This is a genomic window from Leptospira paudalimensis (genome assembly GCF_026151345.1).
GTDB lineage: Bacteria > Spirochaetota > Leptospiria > Leptospirales > Leptospiraceae > Leptospira_A > Leptospira_A paudalimensis.
Genome location: NZ_JAMQPR010000001.1, coordinates 3,068,739 through 3,082,285 on the forward strand (window position 1 = coordinate 3,068,739; position 13,547 = coordinate 3,082,285).

Sequence of the window (13,547 nt, forward strand, 5' to 3'; positions counted from 1 at the left end):
GAATCTCTATTTTTGAAACTAATCATGAATTGGATGCAATGTGACTCGAATTAAATCAGATTTTCTGATCATTGGAAGCGGAGTGAGTGGTCTCTTTACCGCATTAAAATTAGCTCCGCTTGGTTCGGTTGTTGTTGTTACCAAAAAAGCAGACTACGAATCGAATACCAACTATGCACAAGGTGGGATTGCCTCTGTTTTTGATGATAAGGATAAATTCGAAGAACACATCAAAGACACCTTAGAATCCGGAGCAGGTTTATGTGATCTGGAAGCAGTTCGTGTTTTGGTGGAAGAAGGTCCAACCCGAGTCAAAGAACTATTGGACTTGGGTGTTCCTTTCACAAGAAACCAAACAGGTGAATTGGATTTAGCACGAGAAGGTGGACATAGCAAAAATAGGATCATCCACTCTCTTGACAGAACAGGAAGTGCCGTTGAACAATCGTTACTTGATCATGTTCATGCAAACCAAAACATTCGAATTCTAGAAAACCATGCATGTGTAGACTTAATCACCAAACACCATTTAAAAAATAAAGAAAATTTACCCTTACGATGTTATGGAGCCTACATAGTCGATACAGAGACTGGTGAAGTATTTCCAGTCCTAGCCAAAAAAACAATTTTGGCAACTGGGGGTGCAGGCCAGGTGTATTTGCACACAACCAATCCAAACATTGCCACAGGTGATGGTGTAGCAAGTGCGTATAGAGCTGGTGCCATTGTCAAAAATATGGAATTTTACCAATTCCATCCTACTTCGCTTTTCCATGAACAAGGGAATAGTTTTTTAATTTCAGAAGCTGTGAGAGGCCATGGAGGCATCTTACGCGAGATAGGTGGCAGACCATTCATGAAAGACTATCATGAAATGGGAGAATTAGCACCTAGAGATATTGTGGCACGAGCCATTGATGATACGATGAAAAAAAGAGGGGAACCACATGTACTCCTTGATATCACTCATAGACCTGCCAATGACATCATAAGCCATTTTCCTTCGATTTATGAACGTTGTAAAAAACTAGGGATTGATATCACAACCGATCCGATTCCAGTTGTTCCTGCCGCCCATTATATGTGTGGTGGAGTTGCCACGGATCTCTTAGGACGAACAAACATTGCAGATTTATATGCTTGTGGAGAGACAACTTGTACAGGAGTCCATGGTGGTAATCGTTTAGCGTCCAATAGTTTATTGGAATGTTTGGTATTTTCCCATCGGATTGCAAATGATATCAAATCTGAAGGGAAACTTGAGTATTCCTTAGAAACCGATTTGATTCCTGATTGGAACAAAGAAGGAACTACTAACACGGAAGAATGGGTATTGATTTCCCATGACTTAATCGAAATTAAAACCATCATGAGCAATTATGTTGGGATTGTTAGGTCTGATATGAGATTGGAACGTGCCCTTCGTCGATTAAAACTGATTTCACAAGAAGTAAAAGATTATTACAATCGAACTACAGTTTCTTTGGGATTATTAGAACTTCGTAATTTAGTAAAAGTTGCCGAACTCATTGTCAGATCCGCGTTATTACGAAAGGAAAGCCGGGGCCTACATTTTAGTACGGATTATCCTGAAGACCGAACTCCATCTAGGCAAGATACAATCCTTTCCCATCAATTGTAAAAATCCTGCGCCAGGGACCGAAGCGGAAATCCTTTCTCAAATGGAGAAAGATTGCAGCGTAGGGCCCGGTCCATTTATAAACTTTGTTCTTTGATCAAATTGATTGGAGGCGCCCAAATAACTCTCGTTATTCGTTCCTAACCTCTTAAACCTAAAATTGTATACACAATTCCTAATACGACTGGTAAGATGGAATAACTAAAAACATGAATGTAGTATCCTCTTTTTTCACCCCATTTTTGTTTCATGGGTTCTAGTTTCCAAAAAAAACCTGGTTTGTAGAGGCGTAAAATATAGGTAGTGATTCCATAAAGGATAAAAAAGATTCCTAATCCGACTGTGACTAAATTCATATAACTCCCAAAGATTTCAGTTTGTGTTGTAGCATGAACTTTCCAAGAAAAAAAAATCCTTAAATTGATTTTCGTTTGTCCGTTGCCCTTGGGCGTGATAGAGGGAACGTATTGGGTGGCGGGTCTAGAACCCCACCCTAATCAGGGCGGGGATACTAGATTCTCCCCCCCAAACCCTCTCCAATCACCAACATTTTCTTCTCATCCTCAAAAAAGCGAAAGGTTCTCAGGACCAAAACCGTAAGCCCTCACCTATTCCAATGAATCAAACTAAGTTAGGTGTTTTATGATCAAACTCAAATACAAATCAAATGATAAACGATTCCATCTCTATTTTCCGTATTCGGAATTGTATATCAAAATCGCAAAATCAATTCCAAAGGCAATTTACCACCCTGAAGATAAAAGTTGGTCCTATCCTAATGATGCTGCTTCCATTAAACGTGTGTTAATTGAATTTTCAAATTATGATATCCGGTATTTAGCAAATGAAATTCCAAAACAATGTGGGATATTAGAAGATTTTTTTCGTTCGGCTAGGGAAAGGAATTTTTCATTTTTCACCACCAAAACATATTATTCACATTTATACAGGCTGTTGCTTTTCACAGAAAAATTGCCTATGAATATCGTTTCTAGGGATATCGAAAACTATTTGGACTTTCAAGTAAAAGAAAAATCATTACGTTCTGCGACTATCCGAAGTGCAAGACAAGCTTTCATTTTCTATTTCCGGGAAGTCCGAAAGCAGATGAAAAATCTCAAATTTCCAAAAATGAAAGTCGATGCAAAATTACCTGAAGTTTTATCAGCGGAAGAAACAAGGGCTATATTCAATGCACTTCCAAATTTAAAACATAAAATACTGCTCCTCATTAGTTACTCAGCGGGATTACGTGTAGGAGAAGTAATCCATTTACAATTAAAAGATATCGATTTGGAAAGGAACATGATCCGAATCACACAAGGAAAAGGTAAAAAAGATAGATACACAATTCTTGCAAATTCCCTCATACTCGAACTCAAAGAATACTTACAAGTGAGAGAATACAATTTACTCTTAAAATATAGTTTTAATGAAGTAAAAAATATAACTTGGTTATTTCCTGGTGCTGGTAAAAGACCTCTTCACATCAGAACTGCTGAATCTATTTTTAACCAAGCGGCCGCTAAAGCAAAGATCACTAAAAAAGTCACCTTTCATAGTTTGCGCCATGCATTTGCGACACATTTGTTGGAACTCGGAACGGACCTTAGAATGATCCAAACTCTTCTCGGACACTCAAGTGTCCGAACCACACAAATTTACACCAAAGTTGCAAGGAGTCGGTTGGAAAATATCAAAAGCCCTCTTGACCAAATACCAAAACCAAAAACATAAAAATTCCTTTCCCCGCTTTCCTTATAAATTCCATTAACTTCTTATTTCCTCCTTACTTTTGAACTTAAATTCCAAATTGATCCAAAGGATTTCATTGACGGATCCAAAATCTTCCTATAAAATCGAGGCCTGATTCAGTTACTGAAAAAGGAACTCACTATGAAACATCTTTCTAATCTAGTCATATTCGCAATTTTTTTATCCCATGTTTATTTACAGGCACAAGTTAAACCTCAATTGGAAAATGAATGGGCAGTCGCAAAAAATTTAGGCCCTATCATTGATGGAACATCAGTTCGTTGGAGTTTTTTAGCGATGGTAAAAACTGATGAAATTGATTCCGTCCGAGGTTTTGAAAGGAATGGAGAAGAAAAAAAAGAATACTTTAACCAAGACAAAAACATTGAAAAAGGAAAGTTATATGTAGAGAGTAGCGCGTTAAACGAAGCGGAGTATCAATGGATCTTTGAATCTGGCAATACCAGCAAATTTTTCACGATTGAACTGAAACACAAAGATGGCGAAATCAAATCCTTACACATACCAATCAATTTTTCAGAACAAAATAAAGAGAACTTACGTTTGGTTTTAGATAAAAATTTTGGAATTAAAAAAGAATTAACCAAAGTTCCATTCCATCGAAATTTTGACGGAAGAAAATGGGTCATTGGGCACTCAGAAAATGATGAAAATATCTCTATGATAGAATTGTTCCCAGGCGGAGTCACAAACCAAATTTGGAAGGAACTCTATCGTTTCACTTTGTTAAAAAAAATCGGAACTTCAAGACGTAATGTTTTCGTGAATGCGGTAAAAGCAGAGTTAGCAAAAGATTGTAGTGATTTATATTTTAATATTCTCAAAGAAACAGAATCAGAGATTATATTTGAATGGTCACATGATGGTTGTGGTGGATATCCTACAGGTTCCGAAATTAGTAGAATGGTATCAAATGAAGAACAATCATTTATCTTTACATTTGCCTCTAACCAATCAAAACATTCTAAAAATCAAAAGGAAATTTATCTAAGTATTCTGGAAAATGAAAAGTAAAGAGTTGATTGGGCGTTCCTAATTCATTGAAGCAGATGATGAATCCAAAAAAAGGTCGGGCCAATCCGGGGTGCGCTTACGCTTCCGTCACCTACCATTCCAATGGCAGGTGACCAAGCCCTACTTGTCCCTAACGCGAAATCAAATACTCTTTGAATGCGTTAAGAAACACTTTGTTTATTTACCTTTTTGTGCCCAAAAGTAAATCAATACCAACAGTCCAATCCCTGTAAGACCTATTAATTGCCACCAACCACTCATTCCTACATCATGTAACCTTCTTGCGCCAACACTAATGCTTGGTAAAAAAACTGCCAAAGAAAACACCATTCCTAAAATGGGAAGGAACATCTGTAAGATAAAACTAACAACAAATGTAAATGCTACCCAATACCAAAATTCTGGACGTTTTGCATTTCCATTAAAATCGACATATTTTTGAAAGCAAACCTTGATTGCATCTTGGAATGACATAAAATGAACCTACCTAATTGAATTTGAGTGTGGTAAAACAAACTGGCAAAATAAGATTCTCATTCGGAAAAAAGTAAAGTAAAAAAGTGAATCAACAGTATTTTATTCATCAGCTAACAAATAAACGGTGAACTTGGTTTTCCCAACTTCACTTTCGAATTCAATTTTACCGTTCATTTTGTTCATCACTTTTCGACAAATGTCCAATCCTAATCCAACTCCTTCACCCTTTGATTTTGTTGTAAAAAAAGGTTCAAAAATTCGATCTTGGATATTTTTTGGAATCCCACTCCCATAATCTATAAAACTGACTTTGATCCAAGGACCATCATCTTCTATATAAATTTCAATGATTCCTTCATATGAAATAGCATATAGAGCATTGTTCAATAAATTAACCCAAATTAAATTTAAATTATCTCGATTGCCTTTGCATTTCCGATGCGATAAAAAATGTTTTTTAACTTTTACTCTATGGTTGATATTATAATAATACAGAGTGAGGATCGTTTCGATTTCGTTAATGATATCGATTTTACTTTGATCTGAATGGGTATGATCATCAGCAATTAAGTAATTTTTTAAAGATTTCACAACATGAGATGATTTTTCAGATGCTATGGAAATGATAGAACAAGAACGAAAGACGTTTGTTACCTTGGAACCCATTGTTAAAATTTCTTTTTTGCGATCACTTTCTAAAATATAGGTGAGATGATCCCCCAACAAGAATGCGGAAGATTCAAAGATTAAGTTTAAGTATTCTTCTCGATCATCTTTTAAATATGTTTGGAATAATTCGGTATACTCCATTTCTAACTCTTTTTTAAATTCCCTCTCTTTTTTACCTGTATAAAAAACATTTTGAATGTTTTGGTAATCTCTTATCAAAAAATAAAATCGTTCTCTATCTTCATTCGAAAATGTAAAAAGGGAATTTAAGATAGTTTGAAATTGATTCTGAAAAAAATCACTAATAGAACCATGAGAGGAAACAATCGCACCCAAAGGTGTATTCAATTCATGTGCCATCCCTGCTGTTAAATTACCTATGGTCGCTAATTTTTCTCTCGTTAATAACTTTTCTTGTGCCTCTGTCAGTTCTTTTAATTTTGATTCTAAAACAATATTAGTAGAATTCAAAGCATCATTGGAGATCTTTAATTCTTCTGTTCTAAGTAAAACTTCACTTTGTAAGGTTTCTGAATACCGTTTGTTCCATCGATACCTTTGGACCATCCAAGCAACTAACACAATACATAATAGTAAAATCAAAATAGAAAAAATCGTCTCATAATTAGGTTTTGGATTGGCGTTATAGAGGAATCCGCTCAGATCTAAATTTTTTGGTAACATGCCAAAATCTGCGTACACCTCATTAATATGTTTCCATCGTCCTTCATACATATATCCCATCTCTACTAGAGAAGGTTGGATCAATGGTTCCATCTGTTCTGCTTCAAATAATAATTGTTCTTTGGGAATGGAACTCGCATATTTTTCTGAAATTAGATTTACAATCTCTGACTTATGTTTCATAGCATAGTCCCATCCACGAAGACTTGCTTCACGGAATTTTTTGACTCTGCTTGGATTATTTTCTATTTCGAGTTTGCTCGTGAATAAATTGTCTCCATAAAAATCAATACCTGATGTTCTTGGTGAAAACACCATCAATGGGAATCCCAACTTTTCAAGTTCATAGGTTTGAGTAGTAGAATAACCATCCATGGCATCTACCTTACCTTCTACTAAATCCAAAAATCGAAAACTATGTGGTAATTGTTCGAATTGACTAGGGTCTAATTTTTCCTTTTTTAACAAAGCGAGGATTTCATAAACATGTGGAGATAACATGATCTTTTTCCCAACCAAATCATGTACAGTTTGGTCAGGATGAGTCTTTTTTGTGAATAAAACGGTAGGAGAATGTTGGAAAATGACAGCAATGACAACGATGGGTGTACCAGCATGCCACTGTAAGAGAACTTCATTTGTTCCAACTCCATAACGTGCTTCTTTTTCGGAAATGAGTTGGTGTAACCCTTCGATTCCATTTTTACTTTCGTGAATGGAAACATCCAAACCAAGTTCTCTGTAGTATCCTTTTTCAAGTGCAGTATAATACCCTGCAAATTGGAATTGGTGGTACCATTTTAAATATAAATCAATATGATCGGAAGCAAAAAGAGGACTTAAATAAGAGATTAAGCCAAAACACAATAAGGTAGATAGAAGTTGTTTGAAATTTGGAAACATTCTAACTTCTCACCACTGTGTCACTTTGTTAGTCGAAAGTGACTTATGATGTTTCCAGCGAGAAAATTTTGCAACTTGTAAATTAATTTCGGAAGGATTTCTCCTTCCAAATGATCCATTCTGCAAATAAAAAATTGATAAGCCAACCTGCTGCCATCATTAAATCCCTTGGAATCCCTGATGGTTCACCTCCCACAAAGACAAACCATGGTAAGTGTGTAAATACTTGTGTGCCAGCTCCTAAACCAATCGCATAACCTCGGATCATCCAGTGGCTGTGGGATCGGAATTGTTTCGCCATAGCAAATGAAAACCCGAGGATAATGCAGACCAACATCCAAACTCCGATCACCATTCGAATTCCAAATAACCAATCTCCATCAGTAGGTACTCTTGGGTAAACCCAGGTTAACCATAATCCACTACCCGCAGTGAGAAGTCCTAAACCTACGAGGATCCTACCAGAAATTCGGTGCCAACGAAGGTGACGGCTTCGAAATCCAGGGGCAAATTGGAATGACCCTAAAATACTATACAATAAAACAGCTATGATATGTAGGATTACTGGAATTGGGTCATTAAAAAATCGTTGGTTTTCTACCGTATAACCAGAGCCAGTTGTTAGTTGGAAAATTCGAACTAGTCCCGCGATGCTCGGAACCAAACTAAGAAATAATAAAAAACCAATTATCCTATAGTCTTTTTTTGTAGTGGTATTCGTGGGCATATAGATTCATTACTGAAATTAATTTCGGAAACGGCAAGAAGGAAATAAAATCTTAAAAACAAATAATTTCTCTCCCAACTAACCTATTGAATATAGAATGAACGAATGATCGTGATGCCTGCTCAAACCTCCTAAGTAATGTAGAAAAGTTCGTAACCATCACATCACAAAATATAAATTCTTATTTATTAATCAATACTCGTTTCGAACGAATTGGCAATCGTAGAAATTGTTTTTGCCACACTACTAATCGTGACACTTACGCGGTTTAGATCTTCGGAACTTTGAGCAAGTTCCTGGGCACTACCTGAAAGTGAATTCACACTAACAACCATATCTTCAGAAGTTCGTTTTTGTTCTTGGCAAGATGTTTCGATTGATTCTGCCAATGACTGCAGTTCTTTGAGTTCGTCTGATACATTGGTTAAACTATTGGATTGAGATGAGATTTCACCCTTTAGTTTTTCAACACCTGTTTGAATCCGATTGGATTGGCCAACAATTTCATTTAGAACTTTAACTGTATCATTCACATGATTCACACCAATGTTGACTGCTAAATCACTCTTTGCAATTAATGTCATAATATTTTTTACAGAAGTTCTGGTTTTATCAGCAAGTTTTGAAATTTCTTCCGCTACTACAGCAAAACCTCTTCCCGCATCACCTGCTCGGGCCGCTTCGATACTGGCATTGAGTGCCAGTAAATTTGTTTGTTCAGAGATATCCGTGATCAAATCCACGATCCCAGAAATTTCTTTTGTTACCAATCGGATCTCTTCCATTGAATTATCCGTACTTCGGATCGATAAATTTCCATTATCCGCTAATTGAGTTGATGCAACAGCTTCAATCGATAACTGGTTGAGTTCCTTTTCAATATTCACGATGGAATATTCAATATTTCGAATTTCTTCTGCAATTTTAGCAATGTTTTTGGTTTCGTCTGAAATGGAACCAAACATAACTTCAAAGGAAGAAGATAATTCTTCTAAGGAAGCGGCAGCCTCTTCTGAAGTGGAAGCAAGTCCTGATGCATTATCTGATACCGATAGAGCATCATGTTTTAATTGGTCAGAACTTTTTTCAACTTGGTTCACTGAATGTTTCAGTTGCACAATGATATCATGTAATTGGCTTACAAAACGATTGATGGAACCTGAAATTTCTCCAATTTCATTTTCACCAAACGAAGGTAGTTTTTTTGTGAGATCGGCATCACCACTCGATAATTCCTCGACTTTCATTAAAACAGTTTTTAATGGAAGGTTGATACTTTTAAAGATGAGAAAAATCAAAAGTATAGAAACACATAGTGCCACAACAAGAATGAGTATATTGATCAACCTGTGGAATTTTTGTTCTGACAAACGATCCTTTATCAGGTTTTCAAAAATCAAAATGGAAAAATTTTGAATTTCCGAACCTAAAAATGTTCCCTTATGTATGATGTTGAATAACTCATCGGATGAATCCGGTTTGTTCACCTCAGTTATCAATATTTTTTTCAGTTCATCAACATAGGCATTACAAGCCTGGTTTGTTTGGTCTATGTTCTTTTGAATCTTCTCTTGATAGGTTGGAGCATTCTCCATTGTTTTTTTATAAGAACTTGTGATATTGGTACAAATGTTCTCAATCGCATTGATCGATATGATTGATTTTGTATAACTGATATTCGAAAAAGTTTTCCGTTTTCGATTTTCTCCAAGATACTCATCCCGAATTAATTCTTTGAGTTGCCCAACATGTTTCCATAACATAGGAATTTGGAACAGAATGATATCCATTTGGTAATAGGATTCCAGTTTTGGATCCAATATCAAATTCGAATGGTCTCCAATCTTAACTGCTAAGTCTTGTGTATCTTCCAAAAAATTGCGAGTTGTCTCTTGGTTGAATCGTTCGTGAGTTAAATACGCATTCCATTTTTGAAATTGTTTTGAATTTTCAGAAAGGATTCCTGATTTGAGAATGGCTGCTTTCCCTTCTTCAATCATAGGTTTTAAATCATCTACATTCTCATTCCCAATTTTGAATTTCGGTAATGCAACTTTAAATGCAAAATAAACAGGTTTGATGATCTCGATACCTTTCTGTTCTTTCACTGAGAAATCGATTTCCTTGTTTTGCGATTGAATGTACAAAACGAGCACAATCAATAAAAACAATAGGACAGGAAGAGGCAAAAGGATCAGTCTGAGTCGAATCGATATATTGGAAAAATAAGAATGCATACGAGTGATTTCCCTCTTTCAGTAGTATGCAGTTTATTACCTGTAGAGAATTAGAAAATAAAATAATATAGAATGCGAAAATTATGAAATCAATTTAATGCCTTTCCTTCTCCCTAAGTTTCAAAATTCGGTGTAAGTACTAATTTTAAAAAATTATGTCATTTGCATCCAACAGCGTTTGAAAGAAAAACTGAATCGAAATGGTAAGGATAACCTTAAAATGGATTTCTGGAACCGTCATTCAATGTTTCTTCCATCCCAATCCATAGGTTTCTGTAACTTCATTGTTTGGTTGTTTTCTATTTTATCTTTTCCAAATTCCCTTTGAGAAACTTATACCGAACAACCTTTTTTGCCGTTTCGGAAAACCTTTCATCAAACGGACATCCATCAACCGTTCCATCAAAGGCAAACTCAATTCGATCCTCAACGAATCTCACTCCACTAATTTCATCTTCTGGTCTAAATTGTAATACTGGAGAATAATCTCCATTTTGATAAACAAAGAGATCTCCCATAAAACTATTTAACCCATCCGTATAACAAACAAAGATCTCTGGAATTTTATCTTGGTTTATATCCCCGAAATACAACTGAGATGCTTCTGTTAAATGGAAATAATCCTTCTTTTGATTTTGGTAAACATAGATCGAAGATCCAAGGTTAATTTCTCTGGTCGTATACTCAACTTGAAAGAAATTATGTAGGTATTTTTCACTCTCTTCTAACTTTTTAACCGATAGTGCTTTGTAGTTTTCTACATTCAGAATTTTTAATAACTTTGGATCAAAGTTTTTCGCGTATTTTTTCTCCGTATAAGATTTTACATTTTCAACCAATGTAACATATTTTTCGGAAATCCAAAGGGTCATCGCATCGCATCCTTCAATGTCATTATAAAGTTCATCTACTAAATAATAATTGATTCCTTTATGATTCGAAATGCCCGAGATGAGTTCGATACCTCCATGAATGTCTGAATTATATCCATTTTCTTTACTGCCACAATAAGAAGGAAGGCGATCATCATCCTTTGAGGCACCAGGGAATGCCACAAAACCATCCAGGTTACGTATATCCATCCAAAGTTTGTTTTTGTTTAATATGGGAACATTTATATAATGGGAATTTTTATAAGTAAATCCTCCATAGATAAATCCTATTTCACCTTTTTCGGTTTTAACCAAATACCATACATCAAAATTTGAATCAATCTGCTGAAATAGTCTTCCAATAGCAAGGACAAAAACTTTCTTATTTTTCTGCAACAAACTGATAACCTTTGCATCTAAAAAAGGTTTATTTCGTAATCTTAGATTCTCTCTATTCGTGGAAACACTGTTGTAATCGCTTTCTTCTATATTATAGAATACAGAGATAAAATTATCTTTTATTTCAGTATAAAAAGTTCTCGGAACAAATCCTATTTTTCCACCATAAGACACCTTCCAAAAATTACGATTAGTATCGTCTATTACATCCATCTTCGCCCCTTCTGGAATGATTAGGAGAATTTCACTCTTTACATCTGTATTTTTGTATAAAGGAGATTTTTGAATTGCAAAAGCAAATCCGCTGACAACGTTTTGTTCTTCATTGAAAGATTGCATTTTTTTGCATCCAATAGATATGATGAGAAACAAACAAAGAATTATCTTCATATAAGCCAATTTAGCTTTGTTTCTATTCTTCCTTTCAAGTATTTTTACAAAGCCAATCCCTACTTCCTCCATAGTCCCGATCATTTAACACAATCTTACTTTAACCAAGATAAACTTTCTGCATTTTTTACAATCTAACAATCGATAGAATTCTTATCATTCCTCCCGACAACAACATCGAATCCCAATCCAATTCATTCTTAAATAACTTTTATACTTGTACACAATTTCCCAATAAAATCGAGGCCTTTCCTAACAATGGCATGGGCGCCGCAAAGCATCCACGGATGGATGCGAGCGGGAGCTTTGGCCATGGAGGGCCAAGCGAACGCAAGGCGCCTATTTGCTTTTGAGAAAAAACTATATCGTTGAAGTGGGAAATTGATAAGTGGGTGGATGACGGGATTCGCCTTCCACGGTTCTCCCATCCAGGTCGAACTCGTTCCAGGCCGTCTTTTGCGGGCCCTCGCGCGTCCTTGCGCTCGGTCGTTCTCGCTTAACGCCAATTAGGCAAGGTGTCTTGCCAAATTGGCTACTCGAACTCTATCGCAAAATCGTTCGAATCCCAATTCAATTCATTCTTAAGTAAATTCTATACTTGTACGCAATTTCCCAATGAAATCGAAGTTTTTTCCCAACAAGTCCACTAACGCCGCAAAGCATCCACGGATGGATGCGGGCGAGAGCTTTGGCCATGGAGGGCCAAGCGAACGCAAGGCGCTCGTGGACTTTTTGGGAAAAATTATATTCGTTAAAGGGGAAATTTACAAGTGGGTGGATGACGGGATTCGAACCCGCGACGACCGGTACCACAAACCGGGGCTCTACCGCTGAACTACATCCACCGTTTCTAGAACAATCATCGACCCGAGAGGGATTCGAACCCCCGACCAACTGCTTAGAAGGCAGTTGCTCTATCCAGCTGAGCTACCGGGTCAGATAGAACCAACTGATTCGGGATGACAGGATTTGAACCTGCGACCCTCTGTACCCAAAACAGATGCGCTACCACTGCGCTACATCCCGAGAAAGTCCTTGAAACACCAGTGTTTTTGGAAGAAGGACTGTGTCAACAAAAGGGAGATTTATTTCTTCAGGTTCTTGAGTCTTTCGAGGAGGACGGGGTGGTTTGGGTTCTTTTGTAAGGCCTTACGATATGCCTTCCAAGCTTCTTCTGGTTTCCCATTGGTTTGCAAAAAATACCCAAAGCTATCCAAATAGGCCGGATTATTGGGATCCAGTTCTAATGCTTTTTTTAAGGATCGAATGGCTTCGGCTCTTTCCTCTGCTGTTAGTTTCTTTTTTAAAGCGAGTAAGTAACCAAGGGAATTCAAACTATTTTTATAATCAGGATTAGCTTTTAAAATCCGTCTGTGGATGGAGATCGCATCTTCCAAACGGTGGGTGTATTCATATACATGGGCCAAAAACGAGAGGAGTTTGGCATCATCTACCGCAATTTGTAATCGTTCCTTGATGATCCCTTCCGCAGATTCCCATTCTTTGAGTTCCACAAGGGAAAATACTTTTAGTCGGTACACATTGTCCAGTTCTATGAAACCTGGGTATTCACTTAAGATTCGATCCAAAACTTGGATTGTTTTTTTAAAGTTTTTCGTTTGGAAACAACACAAAGCAAAATTGTATAAGAGGATAGGATCCTCTGGATTTTGCAATAATGCTTGGTCGAGAAGGTTTAAAGCCATGGCATAATTGCCTTTGTTCATATAAGAAAGGTAATCGTTGTCTACTGCCATAGG

General features: G+C 36.5%; 10 protein-coding genes and 3 tRNA genes. 3 read left to right on the top strand and 10 right to left on the bottom strand.

Annotated elements, in window-relative coordinates:
* Positions 1-40: 40 nt before the first annotated feature.
* Complete coding sequence (gene nadB / locus ND855_RS14165) at positions 41-1,642, top strand: L-aspartate oxidase (RefSeq protein WP_108959992.1); 1,602 nt, start codon at positions 41-43, stop codon at positions 1,640-1,642.
* Between the two features lie 137 nt (positions 1,643-1,779).
* On the opposite strand, the gene ND855_RS14170 is transcribed toward nadB, so the two are convergent.
* Positions 1,780-1,995 carry a hypothetical protein gene (locus ND855_RS14170; RefSeq protein WP_265358866.1) on the bottom strand — a complete coding sequence of 72 codons (216 nt, stop codon included), beginning with the start codon at positions 1,993-1,995 and terminating at the stop codon, positions 1,780-1,782.
* A gap of 286 nt (positions 1,996-2,281) precedes the next feature.
* On the opposite strand from ND855_RS14170, the gene ND855_RS14175 reads away from it, so the two are divergent.
* Positions 2,282-3,376 (top strand): tyrosine-type recombinase/integrase, encoded by a 1,095-nt coding sequence (locus ND855_RS14175; protein ID WP_265358867.1) that lies wholly within the window; start codon positions 2,282-2,284, stop codon positions 3,374-3,376.
* A 159-nt stretch (positions 3,377-3,535) separates the two neighbouring features.
* Positions 3,536-4,429 (top strand): hypothetical protein, encoded by an 894-nt coding sequence (locus ND855_RS14180; protein ID WP_265358868.1) that lies wholly within the window; start codon positions 3,536-3,538, stop codon positions 4,427-4,429.
* Between the two features lie 177 nt (positions 4,430-4,606).
* Here the strand turns inward: ND855_RS14180 and ND855_RS14185 are convergent, their stop codons facing one another.
* The 9 genes from ND855_RS14185 to ND855_RS14225 all read right to left on the bottom strand — a co-directional run bounded on the left by ND855_RS14185 (position 4,607) and on the right by ND855_RS14225 (position 13,544).
* On the bottom strand, positions 4,607-4,903 hold the full coding sequence (locus ND855_RS14185) for a DUF805 domain-containing protein (protein ID WP_100718502.1): 297 nt from the start codon (positions 4,901-4,903) through the stop codon (positions 4,607-4,609).
* A 102-nt stretch (positions 4,904-5,005) separates the two neighbouring features.
* Positions 5,006-7,162 carry an ABC transporter substrate-binding protein gene (locus ND855_RS14190; protein WP_265358869.1) on the bottom strand — a complete coding sequence of 719 codons (2,157 nt, stop codon included), beginning with the start codon at positions 7,160-7,162 and terminating at the stop codon, positions 5,006-5,008.
* Positions 7,163-7,244: 82 nt separating this feature from the next.
* Complete coding sequence (locus ND855_RS14195; RefSeq protein ID WP_265358870.1) at positions 7,245-7,889, bottom strand: DUF2306 domain-containing protein; 645 nt, start codon at positions 7,887-7,889, stop codon at positions 7,245-7,247.
* Between the two features lie 188 nt (positions 7,890-8,077).
* Entirely contained in the window at positions 8,078-10,126 is a 2,049-nt protein-coding gene (locus tag ND855_RS14200) for a methyl-accepting chemotaxis protein (protein ID WP_265358871.1), read from the bottom strand.
* 299 nt (positions 10,127-10,425) lie between these two features.
* Positions 10,426-11,736 (bottom strand): SH3 domain-containing protein, encoded by a 1,311-nt coding sequence (locus ND855_RS14205; protein ID WP_265358872.1) that lies wholly within the window; start codon positions 11,734-11,736, stop codon positions 10,426-10,428.
* 824 nt (positions 11,737-12,560) lie between these two features.
* Positions 12,561-12,632: transfer RNA gene (locus tag ND855_RS14210), tRNA-His, on the bottom strand.
* 18 nt (positions 12,633-12,650) lie between these two features.
* Positions 12,651-12,724, bottom strand: a tRNA-Arg gene (locus ND855_RS14215).
* Between the two features lie 17 nt (positions 12,725-12,741).
* Positions 12,742-12,813: transfer RNA gene (locus ND855_RS14220), tRNA-Pro, on the bottom strand.
* A 59-nt stretch (positions 12,814-12,872) separates the two neighbouring features.
* Positions 12,873-13,544, bottom strand: a complete 672-nt coding sequence (locus ND855_RS14225) for a tetratricopeptide repeat protein (RefSeq protein ID WP_265358873.1) — start codon at positions 13,542-13,544, stop codon at positions 12,873-12,875.
* Positions 13,545-13,547: the final 3 nt, after the last annotated feature.

Excerpts from the sequence above, each read along its gene's own strand:
- ND855_RS14205 (WP_265358872.1), bottom strand. The coding sequence starts at position 11,736 with ATGCAATCTTTCAATGAAGAACAAAACGTTGTCAGCGGATTTGCTTTT.
- ND855_RS14225 (WP_265358873.1), bottom strand. The coding sequence starts at position 13,544 with ATGGCAGTAGACAACGATTACCTTTCTTATATGAACAAAGGCAATTAT.
- ND855_RS14180 (WP_265358868.1), top strand. The coding sequence starts at position 3,536 with ATGAAACATCTTTCTAATCTAGTCATATTCGCAATTTTTTTATCCCAT.
- ND855_RS14195 (WP_265358870.1), bottom strand. The coding sequence starts at position 7,889 with ATGCCCACGAATACCACTACAAAAAAAGACTATAGGATAATTGGTTTT.
- ND855_RS14170 (WP_265358866.1), bottom strand. The coding sequence starts at position 1,995 with ATGAATTTAGTCACAGTCGGATTAGGAATCTTTTTTATCCTTTATGGA.
- ND855_RS14185 (WP_100718502.1), bottom strand. The coding sequence starts at position 4,903 with ATGTCATTCCAAGATGCAATCAAGGTTTGCTTTCAAAAATATGTCGAT.
- ND855_RS14175 (WP_265358867.1), top strand. The coding sequence starts at position 2,282 with ATGATCAAACTCAAATACAAATCAAATGATAAACGATTCCATCTCTAT.
- ND855_RS14200 (WP_265358871.1), bottom strand. The coding sequence starts at position 10,126 with ATGCATTCTTATTTTTCCAATATATCGATTCGACTCAGACTGATCCTT.
- ND855_RS14190 (WP_265358869.1), bottom strand. The coding sequence starts at position 7,162 with ATGTTTCCAAATTTCAAACAACTTCTATCTACCTTATTGTGTTTTGGC.